The 25,230-nt window shown below is 72.5% G+C and carries 28 protein-coding genes; 13 read left to right on the top strand and 15 right to left on the bottom strand.

The annotated features are described in order from the left end of the window. Window positions 1–49 precede the first annotated feature (49 nt). Window positions 50–898 carry an alpha/beta fold hydrolase gene (locus ACFYL4_RS05270; protein WP_387516548.1) on the top strand — a complete coding sequence of 283 codons (849 nt, stop codon included), beginning with the start codon at window positions 50–52 and terminating at the stop codon, window positions 896–898. Window positions 899–930: 32 nt separating this feature from the next. On the opposite strand, the gene ACFYL4_RS05265 is transcribed toward ACFYL4_RS05270, so the two are convergent. Both ACFYL4_RS05265 and ACFYL4_RS05260 read right to left on the bottom strand, forming a co-directional pair. Continuing rightward, window positions 931–1,779 (bottom strand): MetQ/NlpA family ABC transporter substrate-binding protein, encoded by an 849-nt coding sequence (locus tag ACFYL4_RS05265; protein ID WP_387516546.1) that lies wholly within the window; start codon window positions 1,777–1,779, stop codon window positions 931–933. A gap of 224 nt (window positions 1,780–2,003) precedes the next feature. Continuing rightward, entirely contained in the window at window positions 2,004–3,002 is a 999-nt protein-coding gene (locus ACFYL4_RS05260; RefSeq protein WP_387516544.1) for a GNAT family N-acetyltransferase, read from the bottom strand. Window positions 3,003–3,217: 215 nt separating this feature from the next. Here ACFYL4_RS05260 and ACFYL4_RS05255 point away from each other — a divergent pair, with 215 nt between their 5' ends. Further along, window positions 3,218–3,526 carry a hypothetical protein gene (locus ACFYL4_RS05255; protein ID WP_357760923.1) on the top strand — a complete coding sequence of 103 codons (309 nt, stop codon included), beginning with the start codon at window positions 3,218–3,220 and terminating at the stop codon, window positions 3,524–3,526. Between the two features lie 113 nt (window positions 3,527–3,639). After that, window positions 3,640–4,854 (top strand): hypothetical protein, encoded by a 1,215-nt coding sequence (locus ACFYL4_RS05250; RefSeq protein ID WP_387516542.1) that lies wholly within the window; start codon window positions 3,640–3,642, stop codon window positions 4,852–4,854. A 23-nt stretch (window positions 4,855–4,877) separates the two neighbouring features. On the opposite strand, the gene ACFYL4_RS05245 is transcribed toward ACFYL4_RS05250, so the two are convergent. Both ACFYL4_RS05245 and ACFYL4_RS05240 read right to left on the bottom strand, forming a co-directional pair. Continuing rightward, window positions 4,878–5,240, bottom strand: a complete 363-nt coding sequence (locus ACFYL4_RS05245; protein ID WP_357760917.1) for a GNAT family N-acetyltransferase — start codon at window positions 5,238–5,240, stop codon at window positions 4,878–4,880. Between the two features lie 173 nt (window positions 5,241–5,413). Next, complete coding sequence (locus ACFYL4_RS05240) at window positions 5,414–5,686, bottom strand: SDR family oxidoreductase (protein WP_387516540.1); 273 nt, start codon at window positions 5,684–5,686, stop codon at window positions 5,414–5,416. A 32-nt stretch (window positions 5,687–5,718) separates the two neighbouring features. Here ACFYL4_RS05240 and ACFYL4_RS05235 point away from each other — a divergent pair, with 32 nt between their 5' ends. From ACFYL4_RS05235 to ACFYL4_RS05225, 3 genes are all read left to right on the top strand, one after another. Further along, window positions 5,719–6,135, top strand: coding sequence for a hypothetical protein (locus ACFYL4_RS05235; protein ID WP_387516538.1), 417 nt, complete (start codon window positions 5,719–5,721; stop codon window positions 6,133–6,135). A 68-nt stretch (window positions 6,136–6,203) separates the two neighbouring features. Beyond that, complete coding sequence (locus tag ACFYL4_RS05230; protein ID WP_387516536.1) at window positions 6,204–7,010, top strand: SDR family oxidoreductase; 807 nt, start codon at window positions 6,204–6,206, stop codon at window positions 7,008–7,010. Between the two features lie 112 nt (window positions 7,011–7,122). Next, entirely contained in the window at window positions 7,123–7,473 is a 351-nt protein-coding gene (locus ACFYL4_RS05225) for an antibiotic biosynthesis monooxygenase (RefSeq protein WP_357760909.1), read from the top strand. A 90-nt stretch (window positions 7,474–7,563) separates the two neighbouring features. Here ACFYL4_RS05225 and ACFYL4_RS05220 read toward each other — a convergent pair whose 3' ends face one another. Next, a complete protein-coding gene (locus ACFYL4_RS05220; protein ID WP_357760906.1) occupies window positions 7,564–8,337 on the bottom strand; it encodes a class I SAM-dependent methyltransferase in 774 nt (257 codons plus the stop codon). Between the two features lie 280 nt (window positions 8,338–8,617). On the opposite strand from ACFYL4_RS05220, the gene ACFYL4_RS05215 reads away from it, so the two are divergent. After that, window positions 8,618–9,592, top strand: a complete 975-nt coding sequence (locus ACFYL4_RS05215) for a GNAT family N-acetyltransferase (protein WP_387516533.1) — start codon at window positions 8,618–8,620, stop codon at window positions 9,590–9,592. Window positions 9,593–9,638: 46 nt separating this feature from the next. Here ACFYL4_RS05215 and ACFYL4_RS05210 read toward each other — a convergent pair whose 3' ends face one another. The 3 genes from ACFYL4_RS05210 to ACFYL4_RS05200 form a co-directional block, all read right to left on the bottom strand. Beyond that, window positions 9,639–10,283, bottom strand: coding sequence for a TetR/AcrR family transcriptional regulator (locus tag ACFYL4_RS05210; protein WP_387516531.1), 645 nt, complete (start codon window positions 10,281–10,283; stop codon window positions 9,639–9,641). Between the two features lie 10 nt (window positions 10,284–10,293). After that, window positions 10,294–10,890 (bottom strand): hypothetical protein, encoded by a 597-nt coding sequence (locus tag ACFYL4_RS05205; RefSeq protein WP_387516529.1) that lies wholly within the window; start codon window positions 10,888–10,890, stop codon window positions 10,294–10,296. Between the two features lie 86 nt (window positions 10,891–10,976). Then, a complete protein-coding gene (locus ACFYL4_RS05200; protein ID WP_387516527.1) occupies window positions 10,977–11,741 on the bottom strand; it encodes a nucleotidyltransferase domain-containing protein in 765 nt (254 codons plus the stop codon). Window positions 11,742–11,841: 100 nt separating this feature from the next. On the opposite strand from ACFYL4_RS05200, the gene ACFYL4_RS05195 reads away from it, so the two are divergent. Continuing rightward, window positions 11,842–12,681, top strand: coding sequence for a phosphotransferase (locus ACFYL4_RS05195; RefSeq protein WP_387516525.1), 840 nt, complete (start codon window positions 11,842–11,844; stop codon window positions 12,679–12,681). 11 nt (window positions 12,682–12,692) lie between these two features. On the opposite strand, the gene ACFYL4_RS05190 is transcribed toward ACFYL4_RS05195, so the two are convergent. Next, window positions 12,693–14,384 (bottom strand): BCCT family transporter, encoded by a 1,692-nt coding sequence (locus tag ACFYL4_RS05190; RefSeq protein ID WP_387516523.1) that lies wholly within the window; start codon window positions 14,382–14,384, stop codon window positions 12,693–12,695. 387 nt (window positions 14,385–14,771) lie between these two features. Here ACFYL4_RS05190 and ACFYL4_RS05185 point away from each other — a divergent pair, with 387 nt between their 5' ends. Then, window positions 14,772–15,371: an HAD family phosphatase gene (locus ACFYL4_RS05185; protein ID WP_357760884.1), complete on the top strand. Its 600-nt coding sequence runs from the start codon at window positions 14,772–14,774 to the stop codon at window positions 15,369–15,371. A 60-nt stretch (window positions 15,372–15,431) separates the two neighbouring features. Here the strand turns inward: ACFYL4_RS05185 and ACFYL4_RS05180 are convergent, their stop codons facing one another. After that, window positions 15,432–16,319: an alpha/beta fold hydrolase gene (locus ACFYL4_RS05180; RefSeq protein ID WP_387516521.1), complete on the bottom strand. Its 888-nt coding sequence runs from the start codon at window positions 16,317–16,319 to the stop codon at window positions 15,432–15,434. On the opposite strand from ACFYL4_RS05180, the gene ACFYL4_RS05175 reads away from it, so the two are divergent. Further along, complete coding sequence (locus ACFYL4_RS05175; protein WP_387516519.1) at window positions 16,318–17,133, top strand: endonuclease/exonuclease/phosphatase family protein; 816 nt, start codon at window positions 16,318–16,320, stop codon at window positions 17,131–17,133. The genes ACFYL4_RS05180 and ACFYL4_RS05175 overlap by 2 nt on opposite strands. 90 nt (window positions 17,134–17,223) lie before the next feature. Continuing rightward, window positions 17,224–18,048, top strand: coding sequence for a TIGR03619 family F420-dependent LLM class oxidoreductase (locus tag ACFYL4_RS05170; RefSeq protein ID WP_387516517.1), 825 nt, complete (start codon window positions 17,224–17,226; stop codon window positions 18,046–18,048). A gap of 16 nt (window positions 18,049–18,064) precedes the next feature. Here ACFYL4_RS05170 and ACFYL4_RS05165 read toward each other — a convergent pair whose 3' ends face one another. Beyond that, on the bottom strand, window positions 18,065–18,301 hold the full coding sequence (locus ACFYL4_RS05165; RefSeq protein WP_357760873.1) for a hypothetical protein: 237 nt from the start codon (window positions 18,299–18,301) through the stop codon (window positions 18,065–18,067). Window positions 18,302–18,409: 108 nt separating this feature from the next. On the opposite strand from ACFYL4_RS05165, the gene ACFYL4_RS05160 reads away from it, so the two are divergent. Next, a complete protein-coding gene (locus ACFYL4_RS05160; protein ID WP_357760870.1) occupies window positions 18,410–18,859 on the top strand; it encodes a GNAT family N-acetyltransferase in 450 nt (149 codons plus the stop codon). Between the two features lie 105 nt (window positions 18,860–18,964). Here ACFYL4_RS05160 and ACFYL4_RS05155 read toward each other — a convergent pair whose 3' ends face one another. Beyond that, the gene (locus ACFYL4_RS05155) at window positions 18,965–20,470 is read right to left on the bottom strand and encodes an MFS transporter (RefSeq protein WP_387516514.1); all 1,506 of its coding nucleotides are present in this window, start codon (window positions 20,468–20,470) and stop codon (window positions 18,965–18,967) included. A 100-nt stretch (window positions 20,471–20,570) separates the two neighbouring features. Between ACFYL4_RS05155 and ACFYL4_RS05150 the strand changes: the two genes are divergently transcribed. Continuing rightward, window positions 20,571–21,323 carry a TetR/AcrR family transcriptional regulator gene (locus ACFYL4_RS05150; RefSeq protein WP_357760865.1) on the top strand — a complete coding sequence of 251 codons (753 nt, stop codon included), beginning with the start codon at window positions 20,571–20,573 and terminating at the stop codon, window positions 21,321–21,323. A 44-nt stretch (window positions 21,324–21,367) separates the two neighbouring features. Here ACFYL4_RS05150 and ACFYL4_RS05145 read toward each other — a convergent pair whose 3' ends face one another. The 3 genes from ACFYL4_RS05145 to ACFYL4_RS05135 form a co-directional block, all read right to left on the bottom strand. Then, a complete protein-coding gene (locus ACFYL4_RS05145) occupies window positions 21,368–23,170 on the bottom strand; it encodes an alkyl/aryl-sulfatase (RefSeq protein ID WP_387516512.1) in 1,803 nt (600 codons plus the stop codon). 135 nt (window positions 23,171–23,305) lie between these two features. After that, window positions 23,306–23,791 (bottom strand): DUF1269 domain-containing protein, encoded by a 486-nt coding sequence (locus tag ACFYL4_RS05140; protein WP_387516510.1) that lies wholly within the window; start codon window positions 23,789–23,791, stop codon window positions 23,306–23,308. Window positions 23,792–23,987: 196 nt separating this feature from the next. Then, window positions 23,988–24,800: a class I SAM-dependent methyltransferase gene (locus ACFYL4_RS05135; RefSeq protein WP_387516508.1), complete on the bottom strand. Its 813-nt coding sequence runs from the start codon at window positions 24,798–24,800 to the stop codon at window positions 23,988–23,990. Window positions 24,801–25,230: the final 430 nt, after the last annotated feature.

The following is a 25,230-nucleotide window of genomic DNA, read 5'->3' as shown; positions in this document are numbered from 1 at the left end:
GGCGGACCGCGCCGCGACCCGGTGACGGCGGGGCTGTCAGACTCGGGGGATGGGAGAATTCGTCACCGTCCGGGACCGCCCCGAGGTCACCCTGTTCCTGTCGTCCCTGGGACCCGATACCGGGACGCCCCTCCTGGTGGTCCACGGCGGCCCCGACTGGGACCACAGCTACCTGCGCCAGCCGCTGGACCGCCTGGGCCGACGCGTGCTCATGCCCGACCTGCGGGGCTGTGGGCGCTCGACACGGGGGCTGGGGCCGGGCGGCTACTCCTTCGAGGCCGCGGCCGAGGACCTGGTCGTCCTCGCCGACCGTCTGGAGCTGGACCGCTTCGACCTGCTGGGGTTCTCGGCGGGAGGGCAGATCGCCCAGCGGGTCCTGCTGGCCGTCCCTGACCGGGTGCGGCGGACCGTGATCGCGTCGAGCACCCTGTGGCCGGTCACCGACGACGACTTCGGGCCCTGGCCCGAGCGCACCGCCCTGCGTGCCGCCGAGGCCAGGGTTTGGGCGGAGTCGGACCTGTGCGGCCCCGCCCTGGTACACGAGGCGGCCGTGGCGGGGGCCGAGGCCAACGTCCGCGACCCGGAGCGGCTGCCGTCCTACCTGTCCCTGTTGGAGCGGGTCACGTGGTCGGCGGAGTGGTTGAACCGCTTCGTGGCGGGCGCGCTGGACTCGCCCCGGCCCCCCGAGGGCCCCGAACGGCTGCGCGCCCTGGCCGCCCCCTTGTTGTTCCTGCACGGGCGGGAGGACATGACCTTTCCCGCCTCGTCCGCGGAGCGCGCCGCCGATTACCTGCCCAACGCGCGGGCGGTGGTACTGGAGGGGGCGGGGCACATGACCCACGTGGACCGGCCCGAGGCCTGGCTCGACGCGCTGGAAGCGTTCCTGTCGGAGCCCTGACCCCGGGCCGTCGGCGGTGTCCCCGCGCCCGGTTACGCGGCGGCGGGGATGACGCTGCCCTGGTACTCCTCCTCGATGAAGCGGACCGTCTCCGGGGAGTTCAGCAGCTCGACGAGGGTGGCGACGCGCGGGTCGTCGGCGTTGTCGGAGCGGGCCGCGAGCACGTTCACGTAGGCGTTGCCCTCGACCTCCTCCAGCAGGATGGAGTCCTCCTCGAAGTCGAGTCCGGCCTCCTGCGCGTAGTTGTTGTTGACGATGGCCGCGTCGACGTCGTCCAGGGAGCGGGGCAGCTGCGCCGCCTCCACCTCACGGAACCGCAGGTCGAGCGGGTTGTCCTCGATGTCGGACAGGCTGAAGGTGGCCTCGTCCACATCGTCGGCGAGCGTGATCAGCCCGCCCTCCTGGAGGAGCAGCAGCGCACGGAACTCGTTGGTGGGGTCGTTGGGGAGCGCGACCTCGGCGCCCTTCTCCAACTCGTCGACGGCGTCGACCCGGTTGGAGTACAGGCCGAGCGGCGGCAGGTAGATCTTCTCGACGGCGACCAGGTCCGTGCCGTTGCCCTCGTTGTACTCCAGCAGGAACGGCTCGTGCTGGTAGAGGTTGACGTCCAGCTGCCCCTCCGCGAGCGCCGCGTTGGGCGCGATGTAGTCGGAGAACTCCCGGACGTCCAGGTCGAGGCCGGCGTCGGCGGCCAGCTCCTCCTGGACGAACGCGAGGATGTCGCCGGCCGGAACGGCGGTGGCCCCGACGACGAGGGTGCTGAGCTCCTGGGAACCTGCCGCGTCCTCGGTCGGACGCGAGGCGTTCTCGGAGGGGGCGCCGCAGGCGGTCACCGCGAACAGGGCCAGGGCGGCGGGGACGGCGAGGGTGGCGCGACGCATGAGGGTCCTTTGCATACTGCGGACGGGTGAACTCGGGGAACACGAGAGGACGTTCCCCGTATTTCCTATTAACCCGATCTTAAATCAGAGATAACCGGTAATCCCAGCGCTCGTGACCAACCGCACAGGCCCTGACCAGCCCGAAGACAGGTCACGCCTCCGGAAGGATCGCACACGCCGGGCCGCGCGCCCACACCGGGGCCGGTTCCCTCCCGACAGGGCGTCTAGGCGGCCGGTCCGCCGCCCGGGCGCTGGAGTTCGAGGTGGCGCTCCTCGACCCGGAACCCCAGTCGCAGGTTGATGGCGCGCATGTGCTCGTTGCCCACCGCGTTCCAGGTGCGCGCCGCGGGGTAGTCCGGGAAGTCGCGGGCCAGCCGCTCCAGGTTGTGGACCTTCAGCGCCAGACCCAGGCGGTGGCCCCGGTGCGCGGACGTCACCAGGGTGTCCTCCTGCCCGGCGACGGCTTCACCCCGCACCAGGGAGATCACCGTGAAGCCAGCGAGCTCGCCCGAGGGCGCCTCGGCGACGGTGACCAGGCAGACCGTGCCCGCCCGCTCCCTGCGCTCCTCCAGGGCGCGGACCCGCGCCGTGTCCCACACCTCGGGCCGGTACGTCATGTCGCCGGTGGGCATGTCCCGCTGCATGACCGTGTACAGGTCGGCGAGGGAGCCGACGAGGTCGTCGGGGCAGGCCCCCGTCCACGAGCGCAACCGGTAGCCGCCGGTGTCGGGGCGCAACCGTGCGAGGAGCACCGGGTCCACGGGCAGGTCGAGGAGGAGCGAGTCCTCCTCCAACCCGACCGCGAACCCGTGCCGGAGGGCGAAGCGCGCCCCCGGCCAGGTGTCCCTCGACCGCCCCCGGGGCAACGGGACCTCGGCGACCGCGACCCCGCGCCCGTGCGACTCCATCACCCGTTCGGCCTCGGCGAGCAGCCGGGAACCCAGGCCCCGGCCGCGACGGTCGGGGAGCACGGTGACGACGATCTCGGCGTTCTCGGTGTTCTGGGCGGACAGCTCCAGCATGAGCGTGCCGACGACGCGGTCGCCCTCCCAAGCGGCGTGGAGCAGGTAGGCGACATCGTCGCGGTCGGCCGTCACCGCGCCGCGCAGGGCCTCGCGCGGGATCACCGCCGCGTTCTCCCGGTCCGCCAGCCAGGCCCTCCGGTACGCCGAGTACCAGGAGTCGAAGACACGGGCGTCGTGGGGGTCGATCCGACCGATCATGTGCGGGTACCTCCTGGCTGTCACGGCACCGTCATCATGCACGGCCCGCTCACCCCGCGCCACGGGTTTTCCCGCCCGGCCGGACACCACGCGGAACGCGCGTCCCGGCGACCACCCGAGGCGCTGGAATCCCTTACGGGGTACTTACTCCGGCCGGGTAGAAGGGTTCCTACGACTCCCAACCGGGCCTCGGCCCACGGAAGAAACGAAGAGCGATGATCAGTGACGTGATCGACTGGTTCAAGGGTCTGTTCGGCGACACGGCGGAACAGGTCACCGACGGGGTGAGCCAGACCCTGGACCAGGTCGGCGGCGGGGCCGAGGAGGCCGTGGGCACCTTCCAGGAGGTCGGCCAGGACTACGGGCAGGGCGTCGCGGAGGAGGCCCTGGGCGGGGTGACCGACAGCGTGGCCGAGGGCGTCCAGGGGTTCCAGGAGCAGGCGGACACGATCGGCGGCATCGTGGAGGACCCGATGGGCGCCGCTGCCGACGAGGCCCGGAGCCGCCTGACCGGCGAGGGCTGAGCCGTCACCTGAGGTGCCCCCGGGCGGCCGGGACACCGCGAAAACCCGGTGACACCGCCCTACCGAGCCGAATAGCGTCCCCTGGAACGACCGCGATCAGGGGACGGTGACGGATGGGCTGGCGTGCCTGGCTGCTGGTCGGCGGACTGTTCTCGGCGACGATGGGTCAGCGGTTCGCCGACATCGCCTTCGCCCTGCACGCCGTCCAACTGGGCTCCAGCGCCTTCCTCGCCGCCGTCCTGCTCGCCTCCGCGATCCCGGGCCTGCTGTTCGGCCTGGTCGGCGGAGTGGTCGCCGACCGCTCCCCGCGCTGGTGGTGGTGGCCGCTCGGCCTGACCCTCCAGGCCGGGGTGTTCCTGACCCTGGCCCGGCTCGACGCCCCCTGGCACCTGGTGGCGGGCGTGGCCGTCTCCAGTACGATCGGAGCGGTCCTGGGGCCGGTGGGCAGCAAGCTGCTGGGATCGCTGGCACGGGGCCACGAGAACCGCGCCGCGCGGGCCAACACGGCCGCGACCGGTACGGCGGCCGTCCTGGGCACCGCGTTGGGCGGAGTGTCGTTCGCCCTCGGCAGCCGGGGGACGCTGCTGGCCGTGACCGGCTGTGCCCTGCTCGTCCTCGCCCTGTGCGGGGCGGTCGCGCACCACCGGGGCTCGGTCACCACCGAGCGGGCCGCGTCCGACGCGGGGGCCTGGGTCGGCTTCCGGCGGCTGGCCTCCCCGGCCGTGTTCGGCACCGCCGGAACGCTGTGCGTGGTGGGCGTGGTCCTGGGTACCTCGGTGGAGGCGGTGTCGGGGGTGTTCGTGCTGACCGGCTTCGTGGGTGTGGGCGAGGCGGGCTACGGCTTCGCGGTCGCCTCCTGGGCGGCCGGGATCGTCGCGGGCGGGGCGCTCTTCGGCGGCTTGGCCCCGCACCGGCTGTCGATGCCGCTGAGCGCCGTGGGCATGGGAGCGATGATCGCGCTGCCCGCCGTGGTGGCCGTCCCCTGGGCGGCCGTGGCGTCTTTCGGAGTGGGCGGCGTGTGCAACGGGGTGTTCAACACGGCGCTGGCCACGGCGATCTGGACCCGGGTGGCGCCCTCGGAACACGGCCGGGCCTGGGCGGCGTTCCGGTGGACGGTCACCTGCTGCCTGTTGGCGGGGTACGTGGCGGGAGCCCTGGCCGGGACCGGGGGCGCCCGGCTTCTGGTGTTGACGTCGGGCGGTGCGGCGGCGCTCGCTGGTGCGGCCTTCCTCGCAGTCCGCGTCCGCGACGGGCGCGGGCACCCGCCCGCGCCGTCGACGGACTCCGTGTCCGGTGCGACCGCACCCGGCCTGAGGCGCCACGGGTAGGGCGCTTCCGGCCAGGACCCCTGTCAGTCCAGGAACCTTTCCCCGACCACCTGGTCGGCCACCACCTCGCCGGTCGGGGTGAAGCCCGCGCCCCGGTAGAAGCCCTCCGGACCGCCCTCCCCGGGAACCCAGAGGACGGTGAGCCGGGTGTTCCCCCGGCGCCGGGCCTCCCGGGCCACCGCCTCGACCGCGAACCGTCCGTAGCCGCGGCCCTGGTGCGCCGCGGACACGTTCAGACGCCAGATCCCGCAGCGGAAGGCGTCGACCTCCGATCCGGGGTCGAAGCCGCCCATGACGAACCCGACGGTCTCCTCTCCCACCAGGACGAGTCGCGGCCAGGCGATGTCCGGTCCGGCTGCCCAGGCCTCGGCCAGCGAACGCTCCACCGGGGCGACGGCGACGAACCGTTCCTGGTGCGGATGGACACGCAGGTCGCAGGCGGCTCCGACGTTCTCCGGAGTGATGTCGACGAGACGGGGGGGGTGTGGTGTGCATGGGCACGACCCTAGAACGGCTCCGCGAGCGTACAAGCCGCTGTGGACGGACGGGGGTCGGCGGTTCAGCGGCCGGGCAGGGCGCCGCCGTTCACGCCGAGGACCTGGCCGGTGGTCCAGGAGGCGTCGGGCGAGGCCAGGAACTCGACGACCGCCGCCACATCGTCCGGGGTACCCGCGCGGCCCACCATGGTCTCGGCGGAGAGGGCGTCGTGCCGTGAGGAGCGACCGTCCCGCGCGCAACGTCTTTTTCCGTGTTCGGAGGAGGCGATCCCCCGACACCCGCGCGCGGGGACCGGAACACGGCGACCACCACGCGTAGCATTCCCCCTACTCAACGTCGTCGACGATTCTCCGCGGAGCCCACGTGATGCGTCACCCGAAGCCCCACCAGCTGGTCCTGCGCGCCGCCACCGGCGCCTCCATCCTCAACTCCGGGCTGGACAAGCGCGGAGCCGACGAGGACACCGCCATGGGACTGCACGGGATGGCCGTCGGAACCTACCCGTTCCTCGACAGGGTCGACCCGGTCACCTTCGCCCGTCTCCTGTCCGCCGGGGAGATCGCCCTGGGGACCGCACTCCTGCTCCCCCTCGTACCGAACCGACTGGCGGGCGCCGGACTGACCGCGTTCGCCGCCGGTCTGCTCGGCATGTACCTGCGCACGCCCGGCATGCACCGGCCGCGCAGCCTGGCGCCCACACCCGACGGTGTCCCGCTGTCCAAGGACCTGTGGCTGCTCGGCGCGGGCCTCTCCCTGGTGCTGGAGGACTGCCGGAAGGACTGAGCGCGGCCGCCCGGACGGGTACGGCTACTGTGGTGCGCGCCCCGTCCCCGAACCGAAGGGCCGCCCCCATGTCCTCCTCCGCCCGCCGCACCGCCCTGGTCACCGGCGCCTCGTCCGGGATCGGCGCCGCCGTGGCCGCCGTCCTGGTCGGGCGCGGCTACCGCGTGTTCGGAACCAGCCGTGACCCGGAGACCGTCCCCACCCCGGTTCCCGGCGTCGAGTACCTGGCCCTGGATCTGACGGACTACGCGTCGGTCGAGGCCTGCGCCCGGGCGGCGGGCCCCGTGGACGTGCTGGTCAACAACGCGGGCGAGAGCCAGAACGGCCCGATCGAGGAACTGCCGATGGAGGCCGTGGAGCGAGTGTTCCGGCTCAACGTGTTCGGCGCGGTCCGCCTCACCCAGCTGGTGCTGCCGGGGATGCGGGAGCGCGGGTACGGGCGCGTGGTGATGGTGGGGTCGATGCTGGCCAGCTTCCCCCTGGCCTACCGGTCGTCGTACGTGGCGACCAAGGCCGCGTTGAAGGGCTTCGCCGACGCCGCGCGGCGTGAGGTCTCCCCGTACGGGGTGGCGGTGACCACCGTGGAACCGGGGTCGATCAACACCGGGATCAGTGAACGGCGCACCCAGTACGTGGGCGACGAATCCCCCTTCCTGGACGAGTACCGGACCATGGTGGGCACGCTCAACGCCAACGAGGCCCGGGGGATCTCGGCGGAGCGGGTCGCCGGGACGGTGCTGCGCGCCGTCGAGGCCCGGCGGCCGCGCCCCCTGTACGCGGTGGGCAGCAACGCCCCGTTGGTGTTCGCCCTGCGGCGGCTGCTGCCCCGGGCGGCGATGCTGGGGATCGTGGCGCGCAAGCACGGTCTGCGCTGACCGCGCCCCGACGCGCTGGGCGGACACGGGGTACGGGGTGCCCGCCGCCATCGGGCGTTCGGGGTCCCTTAGGTTGGCCCTGACAGGCAACGATCCGTCCGGAGGTACACGCGTGACCAGTGTCGTGAAGTTCAACGTCCTGACCGTTCCCGAGGGTGGGGGTTCCACCCTGGAGGAGAGGTTCGCCAAGCGGGCCGGGCTCGTGGAGAACCAGGAGGGGTTCGAGGAGTTCCAGCTCCTGCGTCCGGTCGAGGGCACCGACAAGTACCTGGTCTACACCCGGTGGCGGTCCGAGGAGGACTTCCAGAACTGGGTGAACGGCCAGGCCTTCCGCACGGGCCACGCACAGGCGGCGGCCGACGCACGGCGGGATGGCCAGGCCCCCGGCGGCCACGGCGGGCCGGCGGCGAGCAACAGCGAGATCTGGGGCTTCGAGGTCGTCCAGCACGTCAAGGCCGGCTGACTCCCGGGCCGCCCGGGTGGGAAGACCCTCGCGGGGCCCGGCGGGGTCACGGGCGTGGACACCGCCCGGGGTCCCCGGCGGGCCCCGCCCTCACTCCTCGGGCCGCTCCGGTCTGCGCGCCTCGACGAGGTGGCGGGCCGAGTGAGCCACGAACGGCCCCCGCTCCCGAATCCGCTCGTGCAACTCCCGGAGCCGGTCCAGGTGGCCCTCCACCGTGAAGCCCGGGACCATCCACACGACCTTGCGCAGGAAGTACACGACCGCGCCGACGTCGTGGAACTCCATCCGGAGCCGTTCCGACCTCAGGTCGACGACCTCCAGCCCGGCCGCCTCCGCCCCGGCCCGGTCGTGGTCCGGATGGCGGGCCTCGCGTGTGTCCCGGGGCTGCGGGCCGAGGAAGTACTCGACGAGCTCGAAGACGCTCGACGGTCCCACGTGCTGGGCCAGGTAGGTGCCACCGGGCGTCAGGACCCGGCTGATCTCGTCCCACCAGACCGTGACGGGGTGGCGGCACACCACCAGGTCGAAAGAGGCGTCCGCGAAGGGCAGCGGGGGCTCGTCGGGGTCGGCGACCACCGCCACGCCCCGGGGGTGCAGCAGGCGGGCGGCCCGGGAGACGTTGGGCGGCCAGCCCTCGGTGGCGACGGTGAGCGGCGGGTGGGTGGGGACTCCGGCGAGGACCTCACCACCGCCGGTCTGGATGTCGAGGGCGGCGGTGGCCCGGGCCATCCGTTCACCCATCAGTCGCTGGTACCCCCAGGTGGGCCGCTCTTCGGTGGCGCGGCCTCCGAACCACGAGAAGTCCCAGCCCTCGGTGGGTTCGGCGGCGGCCTCGGTGACGAGGTCCTCGAATGCTCGGCTCATACGGGCATGGTGACCCACCGGAACCGTACGGGTCCACCCGGTTTCGTCCCGCCTGTGGACAACCCGACGCGCACACGCACCGGAACACGCCTCGCCCAAAAGGGACTTGTGGGCGAGCGAAAGCCACCGGTATACATGCCAGGGCCGCGCCGACCCCCGACGCGGCGACGAGAAGGAAGGTGCGGGCGGCGTCCCCCCGCGAACACCGCGACCGCCCCTTCCGGAGTCTGCGCCCGCCACTGACCCTACCGGCGCAGGCACACACACCGAAAGCGCAGATGTGACTGTTCTTCCGAACGCCCTGACCATCCGCCCCATCACCGGCCCCGAGGAACTCGACCTCTTCAACCGGTTGCCGTACACGCTCAACGACGAGCTCGCCAACGACCTCGCCGAGGGGCGTCGGCGCCCCTCCTGGATGTGGGTGGCCCTCGACGGCGACCGCCTCCTGGCCCGCATGTCCTGGTGGTGCCGCACCCAGGACGACACCCCCTTCCTCCTCGACCTGTTCGACGTGGACGACGACGCGCGCGACGTCGACCTCACCGCCGTCGCCGAGGAGCTGCTGCGCACCGCGAACACCAGCCTCTTCCCCGGTGGCGAGCCCGTCGCCCTGGGCGACACTCCCCCGCCGGAGTTCCTTCGCTTCGACGTGGCGGACTGGCGCGGGGACGAGACCTCCCGGCGCCGGGTGAAAACCCGCCTGAGAGTGATCGAGGGGTCGGGAGCCGTGCCCCTGGTCGAGCGCCTGCGCTACGAATGGAGGGCCGACAGCCCGCTCCCCCGCGACAGCGGCCGTCTGTCCTTCCGCGGCATCGAGGGCGAGGAGGACATCCTCGGCCTCATGACGCGGGCCCTGGAGGGCACACTGGACGCGCACGACCGCCTGGACCTCCAGAAGAGCTCCGCCGCGGAGGTGGCGGCGGCCAACTTCGCCGACGAGTTCGCGAACTACACGACGCCCCGCGAGTGGTGGCGGGTCGCGACGCTCCCCGACGGAGCCCCGGTGGGCTTCGTGATTCCGGCGCGGAACGCGTATCACCCCATCATCAGCTACGTCGCGGTGCTCCCCGAGCACCGGGGCAAGGGCTACATCGACGACCTGCTCGCCGAGGGCACCCGTGTGCTCAGGGACGCGGGCGCGACCTACGCGCGGGCCGCCACGGACCTCGGGAACGTCCCGATGGCCGAGGCCTTCACCCGGAGCGGGTACGACGCCATCAGCGGCGTGGTCAGCTACACCTGGTCCACGTAGGCCCCGGGCAGCGGGTAGCGAGGCGCGGCCTCGCCCCCGCCCCGCGTCATCCGTCCACCGCGTCGCGGGGCAGGACACGCAACGAGCTGACGAGATCGGCGGCGAACCGGTCCAGCGGCGGGAGGCCCTCGGCACCGCCGCCGAAGGCCTCCAGGAAGCCGCGCTGGAAACAGGCGCCGACGAGCAGTGCCGCCGTCGCGTCCGGGTCGGTGTCCGGCGTCAGCCGGCCGAGGTCGCGCTCCGCACCCAGATACCCGGCGACGGCGCGGTTGACGTTGTGCGGTCCCGCGCCGTGGGCGTCCAGGCCCTCGCGGTGGCGCCGAAGCAGGGCCGGTTCGGCGAAGAGGGAGCCGAGCATGGGCGCGCCGTGCCGGAAGAACGGCACGGCGCCGACGACGACGTCGCACAGGGTCGCCCGGACGTCACCGCGTCCCACACGCTCGGGGAGCGCGGCGAGTTCGGCGACGAACGGCGGAAACCGGTGCCGCAGTACCTCCAGGAAGAGCTCCGACTTGTCGGCGAAGTGCTTGTACAGCGTCGCTTCGGAGTAGCCGCTGGAGCGGGCGATCTCCTTGGTGGTGGCGTTGGCCAGGCCCAGGCGTTCCATCACCTCGGCCGCCGCGTCCAGGATGCGCTGCCGGGTCTGGGCCGTGGTGGGCCTGGGCCCGCGCTTCCTGGTGTGGTCCTGCACTGCGCGGCTCCTAGGGAGTGGTCGTCGGCCGTGGTGTCGGGTCGGTCGTGCGCCCCGTGAGCGCCCGGCGCAGGCGCACCAGTTCTCCGGCGACGTACGGTCCTGCGAGGAAGACCCCCGTCACGGTACCGAAGGCGACCCAGGCCAGGAGGGCCGCCCCGGGGTCCGCGATGGTCGCGGCGCGTTCGTACACCCAGTACAGGGAGGCCGCGTAGGCGGCGGCGCCCGCGAAGAGGACCGCGCCCCGTGGTGCCCCTTGGAGCGCGGCGGTGAAGAGGGCGAACATCGGCGCGAGGAACAGGCCCGGTTCGTGGCCCAGGAGGAGGAAGGCGGCGTAGGCGCCCGTGGCGGCGAACAGCACGGTGAGCGGGCGGGTACGGGACCAGTACAGGGCGGCGCAGCCGATGCCGACCAGTACGAACGTGAGGGTGTCGGCCGGACGGGTGGCGCCCCATCCGGCGACCGGTGCGAAGGCGTCGCCGCCCACGGAGGCCAGGGTGGCGGCGAGTTCGAGCAGGAGGACGAGGCTGGCGGCGACGGGGACGAGTGCTCGTGCGCGTGGGTTCCGGGTGGGAGCGGGAACGCCGGGGGTCGCGAGGGGGCTCACGGGACTCCTTGTGGTTAGTGGGTACTTACTAACCATAGGGTCCCGGCGGAGGGGGATCAAGGCCGGGACGGGCGCGCGGTGCGGGGTCAGCGGGCCCCGGCGATGATCCGGCCGGTCTCCGCGACCGCCGCCAGCAGGTCCTGGGGGTCGGCGGTCATCCCCGCGACCACGAAGTCCACCTCCTCCAGACCGGCCGAGGACAGCAGCTCCTTGTCGTTGGTCACCCACTGCCCCCTCGCCGCGAGCACGGCGTGCGCCGCGTGGGAGGCGGCCTGGGCCAGCAGCCCCGCGCACTGGGCCACCCGCCCGTGCGGCGCGTGGGCGCGCTCGGCGTAGTCGAGGGTGGCCGACGCCATCCCGCGCCAGCGCGGCGGCGCGCTCCGTCTGAGCGCCTCGGGGTAGGTGGGGCGCGGCAGGTCTCCGACCAGCACCCGGCCCAGGGCCAGTTCGGCCACGACCAGATAGGTGGGGATACCCACCAGGTGGAACAGGAGCGGCTCGACGCGGAACCGCCCCTGTTCGGCCTCGGCCAGCTCGTGCTCCAGCACGTCGAGGTCGCGGTAGTGCACGTCCACCCGACGGCCGTCGATCCTCAGCCAGGCCCCTCCGTCGAACACGCCCCCGCCCCAGCCGCCGAGCTCCGAGACCTCCCCCTCCCAGCCCGTGTCACGCAGGGCCCGGGGAGTGAACTCACCTCGGGAGCCCCGGTAGTGGACGGCGAGGTCCCAGTCGCTGTCGGGTCGGTGCGTGCCCCGGGCCCGCGAGCCGCCGAGGCTGACCGCCTCCACCCCCGGGAGGGCGGCGAGCCGGTCGGCGGTGGAGGCGAGGAAGTGTTCGTCGGTGAGGGTCATGGTTCCCATCATGACCGCGCCGGGAGGGTCCGCCCACCGGTTGCGGCCGCCTGTGGACCACCGTTGGCGCGACGGTTCCGGCCGCGCCTAGGCTGCGGGCATGAGGCTGCCGCTCTTCGACGACCCGGCCCTGAACGCGCTGCGCCCGGAGGAGGTCCACGTGGGCCTGTCGGGCGCCCGCGTCTTCCGTCTGCGCGACGACGCCGGCCGGGCGGCAGCCGTCCTCAAACGGGTGCCGGACGATCGCCCCGACCTCGCCGACGCGCTCGGCGACGAGGTCTCCCGGGCCACGTGGCTGCGGAGGTCCGGGTTGACCGTCCCCCGTGTCCTGGAGCGGGAGAGGAGCGCGGCGGGCCCGCCCCGGTGGGTGGTCTTCAGTCACCTGCCGGGCACCCCGGCGCACGAGCCGGGGGTGGCGCTCGAACACCCCCGGCTGGTGGAACTGCTGGCCGAGGCGGCGCGCACCGTGCACGACTCCCCCGTCTCCCCCGTCGGCGGCGTCGTGTCCCACGAGGGGTTGGGGGAGGAACTGGAGCGGGCCTGGGAGCGGGTGGACTCGGGCCTGGTCCGACGCTCCTGGAAGGGGAGCAGGTACGAGGGGACCGACCCCGCCCGAGCGCTCGCCGAGGTGGAGCGCAGGGTGGAGCGGGCCGGTCCCCTGCGTGAGGTGGTCACCCACGGCGACTTCTGCCTGCCCAACGTCCTGGTCACGGCGGACCGGCGCTGGGGGCTGGTGGATCTGGGCCGGGCCGGGGTGGCCGACCCCCACCGTGACCTGTCGGCCATGGTGGGGAGCCTGCTGAGTCGGCTGAACCCGCACTTCGGTCGGACCGACGCGGACCGCTTCCTGGACGCCTACGGGCGGGACCGCGTCGACCCCGAACTGATCTCCCTGCATTTCGGGGTCGACGACTTCTTCTGGCCCGTGCCGACGCGTTGACGGTGGCCGGTTCAGTCCTCCAGCGCGTCGTCACCCCGCCTGCTCGGCCTGACGTTGCCGTTGCCGTTGCCGTTGCCGTTGCCGTTGCCGTTCGCGGAACCGTTGCGGCGCTGTTGGCGCCGGAGCCTGCGTGAGCGGGCGGAGAGCGGCGCCCGGCGCCCCCGCTGGGCGCCCGAACCCTCCGCCGTCTCCGCCTGGAGCGCCCGCACCAGCGCGAACATCATGAAGAAGCCGATCACGAAGAACGGCAACCCGAACACGATGATGGTCTGTTGCAGGGCGTCCAGGCCGCCCACCCCCGAGGCGGTGAGGACCGTCGCGGCCACCACCCCCTCGGTGACACCCCAGAACACGCGCTGCCGGGTCGGTGACTCCTCCGTGCCCGAGCACAGCATGTCTACCACCAGGGACGCGGAGTCCGACGAGGTGGTGAAGAAGATGATCACGATGACGATGCACATGGCGGAGACGAAGGTGGTCCACGGGTAGTGCGTGAGGAAGGCGAACAGGGCGCCGGGGATGTCCCCGTCGACCACGACCTCCTCGACCAGGCCACCGCCCTGGTTCATCTCGATGTCGAAGGCGGAGAGGCCGAACACGCTGAACCACACGATGCTGAAGGCGGTGGGCAGGCCCAGCACGCCCAGCACGAACTCGCGGATGGTGCGCCCCCGCGAGATACGGGCGATGAAGATGCCGACGAACGGGGACCACGTGATGGTCCACGCCCAGTAGAAGACCGTCCAGGTGCCCTGCCATCCGGTGTTGCCGAAGGTGTCGTTCCAGAACGAGAGGGGGATGAGCCACTGCGCGTAGACACCGGTGGTCTCGATGACGCCCTTGGCCAGGTAGAGGGTGGACCCGGCCAGGAACACGAAGACCAGCAGCGCCACCGCGATGACGATGTTGATCTGGGAGAGCCATTTGATGCCCACGTCCAGCCCCGTCGCCACCGAGATGACGGCGACGCAGGTGACGATGGCGATGAGGATGACCTGGTTGACCCGGCTCTCCTCGATACCGAACAGGGTGTTGAGTCCACTGTTGATCTGCATGGTGCCCAGGCCGATGGTCACGGCCACGCCGAACAGCGTGCCCAGCACCGCGAAGACGTCGATCGCCCGGCCGAAGGGACCGTTGATCCGGTCGCCCAGGAACGGGTGGAAGATCGAGCTCACCCGGAACGGCAGCCCCCTGCGGTACACGAAATAGGCGAAGGCCAGCGCGGGCAGGCAGAAGATGGTCCAGGTGTGCAGCCCGAAGTGGTACAGCGTGAAACCCATGGCCTGTTGCGCGGCCTCGACGGTCTCGGGTTCGACGTTGCCCTGCGGAGGATTGGCGTAGTGGCTGATGGGTTCGGCGACACCCCAGAACATGAGGATGCTTCCGATTCCGGCCGCGAACAGCATGCAGAACCATGAGGTGTTGCTGTAGTCGGGTTTACTGTCGGGCGGCCCCAGGCGAATACGGCCGAAACGGCTGGAGGCGATCCAGATGAGGAAGACGAGAAAGGTGGTCACGCCGAGGATGTAGAGCCATCCCAGGTGGGACAGAATCCACGTGGACGTGGCACCGAAGACCAGGTCCACCGTGTCCGTGAAGGTGATCGCGCACACCACGAAGAACACGGTCAACGACGCCGAGGCGAAGAAGATCGCCGGGTTCGTCTCCAGACCCATCTTCCGTGCCAGTTTTTCGAACATACCGGCTGCTTTCTGGTGGTTCGGGCTGGTTCGTCCGGTGGGGCCCCGCTCCTTTCCCCACGAATCGACTCGGGGCAGGGACACACAAAGGGAAGACGACTTCCCTTCCGTCACATGCCCACATTCTGGCAGCGAAACCAGCCCTCACAGGACAAAGAACCACCACTACGAGAAACCCCGCAAAAAACGGCCGACAAAGCCTGACAAAACTTCACTGGCACATTTATCACCAAAAATACTGACAAACTACGCCTCGTAGAACACCGTTCACAGCGGCCACAGCGCGTCGGCCCCGCGCCCGACTCACAGCAGAGCGGGGTTCGTCCCGGAGCGCTCGGGGAAGGAGGGCCTGCGAACCGGAGCCCGAACCGACCCTGGGAGTGCCTCGTGGACGCAGTGCTGTTCGACATGTTCGGAGTGGTCGCGATGGACCAGTCCCCGACGGTCCGCGCCATGATGGTGGAGTGCTCCGGCCACGGCCACGACGCCTTCTGGACGGCCTACTGGTCGCCGCGCCAGGACTACGACCGGGGCGACCTGGACGGCCCGGCCTACTGGCGGGCGGTGGGCGAGCTGCTCGGCACCGGCTTCTCCCCGGAACGGGTGGAGCGCCTGATCTCCCTGGACCTGGACAGCTGGTCGCGGGTGAACGACGCGTCCGTGGCCCTGGTGCGGGAGCTCTCCGACGCGGGCGTGCCGCTGGGGCTGCTCTCCAACATCCCCCCGGAGCTGGCGGCGCGCTTCGAGGAACGGCACCCCGACGTCCTGGAGCTATTCCCGACGCTGGGGCTCTCCTGCCGCATCGGGCACGCCAAACCCGAGGCCGGGGCCTACCGGTGGTGCCTGGAGCGCATGGGCGCCCGGGCCGGGGACGTCCTGTTCGTCGACGACAACCGCGCCAACGTGGAGGCCGCCGGAGAGCTGGGCCTGCGGGGCCACGTGTTCACCTCGGCGCCCGACCTCCGCCGGGCGCTGGGGCGGGACTGAGCCCGTCCCCGGCGGCGGTCGCGTGAGCGCCCCCGAGTCCGGGTGCGACGGGAGGGCCCGTCAGGCGTCGAACTCGCGCAGGAGCTCGGCGACCCTCTCGGGCTGCTCGTAGAGGGACAGGTGACCCGCCCCCTCGATGGTCCGCACGTCGGTGTCGAGGAACCGGCGGGCCGGGCCGTGCAAGCGCGCGGGCGAGAAGAACGGGTCGTGGGACCCGGTGGCCACCCGGACCGGGGTACCGGACCACGCCAGGAAGGCCTCCGCGTGCAGCGGGGTGGGCGTGGAGTGGGTACGGCAGTGGCGGGCCACCAGTGTCAGCCACTCGGCCTCGGTGCGGTGCTCCTCGCACCCGGTGTCCGTGGACGGTCCGCTGAGGAACTCGATGAGCCGGGTGCTGGTCTGCTCGTTGGGGTGGATCATCCACGGCAGGGTGGCGCGCATCGACTCCGAGCTCAGCCCCGCCGCGGTCAACCCGGCCGGGTTGAGCAGGAGCATTCCCGCGACGAGGGGGTTCGGGGTCGAGGACAGCGCGATCGCGGCGCCCCGGGAGTGTCCCAGCAGGATGACCGGCCCGTCGGCGATCTGGGGCAGGAGTTCGTCGAGCCACGCACCGTAGGTCTCGATCCGGGCACCCGCGGTCCGCTGGTTGCAGCTCAGACCGGGCTGCCCCGGAGGGTCGACCAGCAGGACCGGCCGGTCCGCGGCGAGCGCGCGGGCGGCGGGAACCGTGGTGGCGGCGTTGAAGTTGGTGCCCGACAGGACCAGGACCGGGGTACCGGTCCCACCCGAGGCACGGAAGGCCTGCGTGGGGCCCAGCCGTGTCTCCACGGGCGGAAGGGGCCCGAGGTCGGGCCACTGGCTCAGGGCCTTGTGACACCAGGCGTGGACTGACCGCTCGGCGGTTTCGGAGCGGTACACGCGCGCTGTGCGCAGGGGGACGACGGTCATGGATCTGGTTTCGCGTAGAGAGAGATGTGGTGTCCGCCGCGTGAACTTCCCGGCGCACCAGAGAGGACTGTACGCCTCTGTTCGGCCCCCCGCCACTCCGGAGCGGGGGTCCTCGGTGTGGTGTCGCCGACCCGGCGTCCGCAGCCACCGTTCACCCCTCCCGATCTGTCACCGATTGTGGGTGTTTGCCCTGGTGTGGACCATGATGATCCCGGCCGAAACCGGCCGTCGGCGGGGTGCGGACCGATGCGGAATCGTCGCCGTCCCCGGCGTTCGCGGTCCGGTGTCGGCCCCCGCCGTCGGCACCGCCTCCGGGGGCCGGGCACGGAGGGCGACCGAACGCCTCGGGTCCGCCGGGCGGCGCTCGGCGGACCCGAGGCGGGGCGACCGTGACGAGGAACACGGCCGATCGCGCCGCCCCGGAGCCTGTCGGGTGGATCGTTCCCCGTCCTCCCGTCGCCCCCCGATGTCCCCCCGGCGCCCCTCCAGCATGTCCTCCTGGCGGGACGGGCTGCGCGCCCTCCCCTCGGCTTCCGACGACACCGTTCGAGTGCTGGCGGGCGATGTCAACGCCACGCTCGACCACGCGGAGACGCGCCGGGTCCTCGATCGGGGGTACACCGACGCGGCCGCGCGCCTCGGGCGGGGCCTGACCGGGACCTGGCCGGTGGGCGGCCCGCTCCCCATGGCCGCCATCGACCACGTCCTGGTGGACGAGAGGGTCTCCGTGGACGGGCTGGAGGTCCTGGACGTGCCGGGTACGACGCACCGGGCGCTCGCGGTCCGGTTGACCCTTCCCGGCGGGGCGGTGTGAGCCCGCGGCAGGACACGCGGATCGGCCACGCTCCGGAACGGTTGTCTCACTCTTAGGTATCCCACAGGTCGGGGTGGGTACGGTCGCCGCATGAGCGAGCCGACCGCACCCCGCCTCCAGGTGGTCCTGCCCAACGAGTCTCCCGACACCCCGCCGGAGGCCCTCGTGGACCTGGGCGTCCGCGCCGAGGACCTGGGCGTCCACACCGTGTGGCTGCCGGACCACCTGCTGCCTCCCTCTCCCTACGGCTCCGTGTTCGGGGGCGTGTACGAGCCCCTGGTGACACTCGCGTACCTGGCGGCCCGCACGGAACGCATCCGGTTGGGCACGTCCGTCCTGGTACTGCCGATGCGCGACCCCTTCGTGCTGGCCAAGCAGGTGGCCACCCTGGACCGCGTCTCGGGCGGCCGGTTCACGCTCGGCGTGGGCGTGGGCTGGTCACGCGAGGAGTTCGCGTCGGTGGGGGCGGACTTCTCCGCCCGGGGAGCCCGGGCCGACGACGCGCTGGCGCTGCTGCGGCACCTCTTCGAGGGCGAGGGCCCCTTCCACGGAAGGTTCCACTCCTTCGAGCACGGTGTGTTCGAGCCCCGCCCTCGGCAGCGGGTGCGGGTGATGGTCGGCGGAGGCTCGGAGCCCGCCCTGCGCCGCGCGGCCCGGTGGGCCGACGAGTGGCAGGGGGTGGACCCCGACCCCCGCGTGTTCGCGGCGGCGCGGGACCGCCTGCGGGATCTGACCCGGCGCCCCGTGGACACCGGGGCGCGGATCGCGTGGACCGGCGGAGAGGAGGGGTTCGCGCACGCCGTGGCACGGTTCCGCGGGCTCGCGGAGGCGGGCGCGGACGCCGTGGCGGTGTGGTTCGGCGAGGCCGAGGGGTTCGAGGCGCGTATGGTGCGGTTCGTGGCCGCACTGCGCTGAGCGGCACCGCCCGGGTCTACTCCTGTCGGCCCAGCAGACGGCGCCCGCCGTACTTCTTGTGGATGGCCTGCTTGGACACTCCGAGGACCTCGGCGATCCGCGCCCAGGTGGCCCCCTGGTTGCGGGCGCGGCGCACCAGGACGGCCTCGGACCGCTCCGCCTCCGCCCGGAGCCGCACCACGGCCTCCAGGCCGGTGAGGGGGTCGTCGCCGTCCAGGGCACGGGCCAGCGCGGTCAGGTGTTCGGCGTCCATGGGTCAACAGTAGGTGACCGCACCCGGGATCGGGAGAGTTCACGACCAACCGGGGGGAACCGGTTCAAGCTTCCGGGGCCTTCGGAAACGGGTCGCTAGGTTGGGCCCATGCTCACCATCGAACGCGCGCTGAAGACCGACGTGGAGGCCATCGTCTCCCTGCTGGCGGACGACCCCCTGGGCGCCCGCCGGGAGACACCCGACGACCTGACCCGCTACGTCGAGGCCTTCGAGGTCATCGACGCCGATCCCCACCAGTACCTGGCGGTGGCCCGCCGCGCCGGACGGGTGGTCGGCACCCTCCAGCTCACCGTCGTCCCGGGCCTGTCACGACAGGGGGCCACCCGCGCCCAGATCGAGGCGGTGCGGGTGCACTCCGACGAAAGAGGCGGCGGACTGGGGGCCACGCTCCTGGAATGGGCCGAACGCGAGGCCCGGGGCCGGGGATGCGTGATGCTGCAACTGACCTCGGACGTCAAACGACAGGACGCCCACCGCTTCTACCAGCGGCTGGGCTACGAACCCAGCCACATCGGCTTCAAGAAGAGACTGGTCTGAACCAAGGTGACGACGGGCGGCGGTGCACCACCCGCCACTCCCTCCAGGAGGGACTGGCCCACCGCCGTCCCCGATCCCGGCCCCGAGCCGTCTCCCGGGGGCGGGTCAGCTCCTGCGCAGCAGCACCGCGAGGCCGAGGGCGAGGGCGAACAGCAGTCCCGCCCCGACCCTGCCGGTGGCCGCCATCCCGGACACGAACGCCTCACGTGCCGTCTCGGCGAGGTCCCGAGCGGCGTGGGGCAGCCTCTCGGCGACGGCCAGGGCGGCGCCCAGGCTGGAACCGATCACCTCCACCCCCTCGGCGGGAACGTCGTGCGGCACGCCCGCCTCGACCCTGAAGCGGTACACCGCGGCACTGACGGTGCCCAGGACCGCGATCCCCAGCGCGGCCCCGAACTCGTTGGCGGTCTCCGACACCGCCGAGGCGGCCCCCGCCCGGTCCGGGCTGACCGCCGCGACCACCACGTCCACCGCGAGAGCGACCACCGGCCCCACGCCCATGCCGACCGTCGCGGACCCGACCAGGACCCACCAGGTGGGCGGGTCGGCGGGGGTGAGTCCGAGCGCGAGCATTCCCGAGGCCGAGAGCAGGGCCCCGGTCACGAACACCGCCCGGTGCCCGTACCTCCTCGCCGCACCGGCGGCGAGCGCGGAGGTCACCGCCACCGCGGCCAGGACGGGGAGCAGCAGGAGCGCGGCGCGCAGGGGTGAGAACTCCCGGACCAGCTGGAGGAACTGGGCGGTGTGCAGCATCATGCCCACCAGCGTGAACATCATGAGCGCGCCGGCGAGCACGGCCCCGGTGAAGCGCCGCTCGGCGAACAGGGAGACGTCGACCAGCGGGACGGGCAGCCGTCGCTGGCGCCGCACGAACACCGCCCCGCAGCAGAGCCCGACCAGCAGCGCCGCGGTGTTGGCCGGGGTCACCGCGAGCCCCTCAGCAGCGTCCTTGACCGCCCACACCACGGGCAGCACGAACGCGAAGGAGAGGACCACGCTCGGAGCGTCGAGCGGGGCGGGGTCCTCGGCCCGGTACTCGGGCAGGACGAGGGCCCCCACCACCACGAGGGCGATGACGACGGGAACGTTGACCAGGAACACCGAGCCCCAGTCGAAGAACTCCATCAGTCCGCCGCCGACCACGGGCCCGAGCGCCGCTCCCCCGGCGAAGGCCGCCGTCCAGAGCCCGATGGCGCGGGTGCGTTCGGCGGGGTCGGTGAAGACGTTGCGGATCAGCGCGAGCGTGGACGGCATGAGCGCGGCCCCGCCGACGCCCATGAGGGCGCGGGCGGTGATCAGCGCCTCGGGGGTGGTGGAGAGCGCGGCCGCGAGGGACGCGGCGCCGAAGAGCGCGGAGCCCGCCAGGAGCAGGCGCCGCCGCCCGATCCGGTCGCCGAGGCTGCCCGCGGTGATCAGCAGTCCGGCCAGGAGGAAGCCGTAGGCGTCGAGAATCCAGAGGGTCTGGCCGGTGGTGGGAGCCAGGTCCGCCGTGATGGCGGGGACGGCCATGTACAGGATGGAGATGTCCATCGAGGTGAGGAGCACGGGGACGACGAGGACGACGAGGGAGAGCCATCGCCGTGTGTGGTCGCGTCTGGTCTGCGCGGTCATGACGGTCTCGGTTCACTAGGGGGTGGGTACGCTGTACGCACCTGACGGGTACACCGTACGCAAGTGTTAGCGTGACCGCAACGGCCGAGCAGGGGTGAACGTGGCGGCACACACGCTGAGCAGGGAACGGATCGTCGAGGTCGCGATCGGCCTCGCCGACGCCGAGGGTCTGGACGCGGTCTCCATGCGCCGCGTCGCGAAGCACCTCGGCGCGGGGACCATGTCGCTCTACCGACACGTCTCCGACAAGGAGGAACTCCTCCGGGAGATGCTCGACTCCCTGCACTCCCGTCACGCCTACCCCGACCCGGGCGACCTGGACTGGCGCGCGCGCATGCGCCTGCTGGCCCGACACGACTGGGAGATGTACACGGCCCACCCCTGGATGCTCACCGCCGCCGCGACCCTCGCTCCGCCCGTGGGCCCGCACATGCTCGCGTCGATGGAGTGGGCGCTGACCGCCCTGGAGCCCCTCGGACTCAGCCCGGGGCAGGCGGGGCGCGCGATCATGGCGGTCACACACCACCTCCAGGGCAGTGCGCGGATGGCCCTGGCCCCCTCGGAGACCCATCCGCGGAACCCCGACGGCGGAAACGCGGCCACGGGCCCGGCCCCCGGGGACGCCTGGCGCGGCAGGCTCGGTGGCGACGACCTCTCCGCCTTCCCCCGAGTGGCCGCACTGGTCGGGTCCGCCCCGGAGGACGACGAGACCGGAGGCGAGGACTGGGTCATGACCGGCCTGGAGATGGTCCTGGACGGGATCGCCGCCCAGTCGGGCACGAACACGGCGGCTCCGGCCGGGACCACCCGGTCCGCCCCCGGCCCCGGTCCGACCGGGCGGGCCCGGGCGTGAGACGACCCGCCGGGCCGCGAGCGCCCCGGCCCCGGGGCCCGCCGTCAGGGCGTCACGATGTCGAACGAGGGGTCCGGCCGGTCCAGCACTCCGAGCAGCCGGTCCAGCAGCTCCGCGTCCCCGGCGAACGCCATACCCTCGGTCCCCTTGCCCGCGAGCAGACGCAACAGGCGGAACTTGTTGAGCGTGACCGTCAGCCCGGGCTCTCCCCGACGCGGCTTCTCCCTGGTGGTGAGCGCACCGTTGGAGAGCGTGGTCCGGTACGTGGTGTCCAGGTCGGTGAACACCCAGTCGACGGCGAACCGCTCGTCCCAGGCGCGCGGCCCGTTGACCCGGATCGCCAGCGACTCGAAGAGCTGGTCCACCGACAGCGCCGCGGCCATCCCGGTACCCAGGTTCGACGGCAGGTCCGGTCTGCCCTGCCGCAGCTCGGCCGCTCCCTGTAGGTAGAAATTGCGCCACGTGCCGTTCTCCGAGCCGAACCCCAACCGCTCGTACACCCCGGCCAGGGCCTCCCGCGCCCGCTCGTCGCCCGGCTCGGCGAACACCGCGTGGTTGAGCAGCGTCGCGGCGAACCTCAGGTCGCCCCGGTCACGGAACTCCGCCGCGCGCGACAGCACCTCGTCCACGCCGCCCATGCACTCCACGTACCGCAGCGCGGCCTCCTCGGGAGGGTGCTCCCACAGATGGGCCGGGTTGCCGTCGAACCAGCCCATGTAGCGCTGGTAGATCGCCTTCACGTTGTGGTTGACCGAACCGTAGTAGCCCCGGGTGTGCCACTCCCGCTCCAGTCCCGGGGGCATCCGCAACTGTTCGGCGATCTCCGCGCCCACCCACCCACGGTTCATCAGCCGCAGCGTCTGGTCGTGCAGGTAGGCGTACATGTCGCGCTGCTGGCACAGGAGCTCCACCAGCTTCTCCGTGCCCCAGGTGGGCCAGTGGTGGGACGCGAAGAGCACGTCCGACTCGTACCCGAACAGCTCCACCGACTCGTCCAGGTAGCGCGACCACACGCGGGCGTCGCGCACCTGGGCGCCGCGCAGGGTGAGGATGTTGTGCAGGTTGTGGGTGACGTTCTCCGCCATGCACAGGGCACGGTGGTCGGGGAAGTAGAAGTTCATCTCCGTGGGGGCCTCGGTCCCCGGGGTCATCTGGAACACGATCCGCACCCCGTCCACCACCTCCTCCTGCCCGGTGCGGGTGATCTCCCGGTTGGGCGCGATCAGGGTGACGGTGCCCATCGACCTGGTCTGGCCGAGCCCCACACCGATCTGCCCGCGCGGCCCGACCTCCAGGCGGGACCCCGTGTGGAAGAGATTGCGGCGGGCCATGGCGGGACCCGCGTGCACGTTCTCCGCCACGGCGTTCTCCAGGAACCCGACCGGGGCGAGGATCGGGACCGTGCCGTCGGTGACACCGCCGACCCCGCCGAAGTGGTCGACGTGCGAGTGCGAGTAGATGACCCCGCTGACGGCCCGGTTCCCCCGGTGCTCGCGGTATAGGTCGAGCCCGGCGCGCGCCGGCTCTGCGGAGATCAGGGGGTCGATGACCAGGACGCCCTGGTCGCCCTCCACGAGGGTCATGTTCGACAGGTCCAGGCCCCGGACCTGGTAGATCCCCTCGGTGACCTCGAACAGCCCCTGTTTGGCGCACAGCTGGGACTGGCGCCACAGGCTCGGGTTGGCGGTGTCGGGGCACTCCCCCTGGAGGAAGGCGTACGCGTCGGCGTCCCACACCACACGCCCGTCCGCGTCCCGGACCTGGCCGGGAGAGAGCCGCGCGACCAGGCCGCGCTCGGCGTTGGCGAAGTCGGTGTCGTCGGAGTGGTCGGGCCCGTGACCGGTCATCACTGCTCCTCGTCGTACGGACGCGGCTCGTCCGGCCGGGGGCGAACCGCGTGCCCGGCCCGGTGGAGACGCCGGTGCTCGGCGTCGGCGGCGTGGGAGCGGCCGGTTCCCCCAGGGGGTCGGCCTCGGCGGCGCCTACTCGGAGCGCAGGGCCTCGACGAGCTCCCGCTCGTTGTCCTTGGACAGGTTGGTCTGGATGACCGTGGGGTCGAGCGGACGGAACGCGTCGACGACCCGGTCGATGGTGGCGTCGGCCGCGAGCAGGAAGACGGCGGCCCGGTCCTGCTGGAGCTCGGAGCCGATCTCACGGATCATGTCGTCGTCGATACCCACGTCGCTGAGGCGTCCCGCGATGGCGCCCGCGCCCGCGCCGACGGCCAGACCGAGGAGCGGGTTCAGGAAGAGCAGGCCGATGAGCGTCCCCCACAGGGCGCCGCCCGCCGCCCCGTACCCGGTGAGGTTCACGGTCTGGTGGATGCGGGGACGGCCCTTGTCGTCCTTGTAGGCGTAGGCGGCGTCCTCCAGTTGGAGGAGCTCCTGCTTGTTGAGCTCCGAGGCGATGTCGAGCGCCTTCTCGGCGGTGTCGCGGTCGGCCACCCCGAGTACGATCAGCTGCGCCATGGGTGCTGGTTCCCCCCGTCGTCGTCCGGCCCGCCGTGAGCGGGCCCGATCTGCGGGAGCGTTCCCCGGGCCGTCTCAGGCCAAGGCCAGTGGGAGGGAGCGATCCCGCAAAGCCCCGAACGGGCCGACCGGGACCTGTACCGGCGGCCCGGACGGGCGCCCGGACTCCGACCCGGCCCGCGCGGCCGTCAGGCGGTCACACGCGGCGGGCCACCACCAACTGGGTGGTGTAGGGCATCAGGACCCGGCCGTCGGGGAAGTGGCGGTCGGCGACGGCCCTGATCTCGGCGCGGGTGCGCTCCTCGCCGAGTTCGCGGACCACGGCCGCCGTCCGGCTGGAGGAGAGCGCCGTCCCCAGGTACTCGTCGGTGGTGAGCTCCCGGGTCCAGGGGTGGGTGTGCTCGACCGCCCCGGTCAGGCCAGGGGTCCCCGCGAGTTCCCCGACCAGGTCGTACCGGCGGTGGTGGCGGTCGTAGCCGGGGCTGTACCGCTCCAGGAGCCCCTCGTGGTCGTCGACGAACGCGCTGCCCGAGAGGTCCCGGTTGTTGTTGAGCACGGCGAGGGTGCCGCCGGGGGTGAGCAGGCGGACGGACTCGGCGTAGAAGGCGGGGCGGTCGAACCAGTGCAGGGCCTGCGCGGTGAGGACGAGCACGGCGGAGCCGTCCGCGAAGGGGACCTCCTCCGCGCGGGCGGCGACGTAGTCGACCCCGCCGCCCTCCGCCTGGGCGGCGCGGAGCATGTCGTGACCGGGTTCGACGCCGACCACCCTGGGACCGGGACCGAACAGCGCGCGCAGGGCCCGGGTGGAGATGCCCGTGCCCGAACCCGCGTCGAGCAGCAGCCAGGGGGCGGGCCAGGCGTCCGTGGCCCCGGCGCGTACGTGTTCGCGCAGGGTGTCGAGGACCCGTTCGGGGTAGCCGGGACGGAAGGCGCGGTAGTGGTCGGTGAGACCGGCGAAGGCCTGGGTGCGGTCTGCGGCGCGCCCGCGCCCGGTGTGGTCGTCGCTCATCTGTGACCCTCTCGTCGGGGTGGGGGGACCCTCCGAACGTAGCCGAGGGTGCGCCGGAGGGGGGCCCCATGACGGTGCGACGACCGGTGTGGACGGGATCGGAAGGGGCCGCGCGCACCCTGGTCCCGAGCGACGGTGGGGGTGCTGTGGGGTCGGAGCCCACACGGTGCCCGAACCGAGGCGGGAACGGCGGGTTGTCCACAGATGCACGGCCGGGGCTGGCGCGGGCTCCCCCGGCCTGGTGTCCTGGGAGGGTCTCGCCGTTCCCGCCGCGCGCAGGAGGCCTCCGATGCGATGCGCCACCCGTCACCCGTCACCGCCACCCGTCACGCCCAGGCGATCCGACCTGTGCACACCGGGGCGGTCGCCGTGTCCGCGCCAGCCCGGGACGGCCGGGCCTGCCCGGGATGTCGCCCTCGGCCCGGCCGCC

The organism is Nocardiopsis sp. NPDC006938, from assembly GCF_042869555.1.
In the GTDB taxonomy this organism is placed as follows: Bacteria; Actinomycetota; Actinomycetes; order Streptosporangiales; family Streptosporangiaceae; genus Nocardiopsis.
Note: the sequence above shows the minus strand (reverse complement) of the source record. Positions and strands in the feature narration are given on the sequence as shown.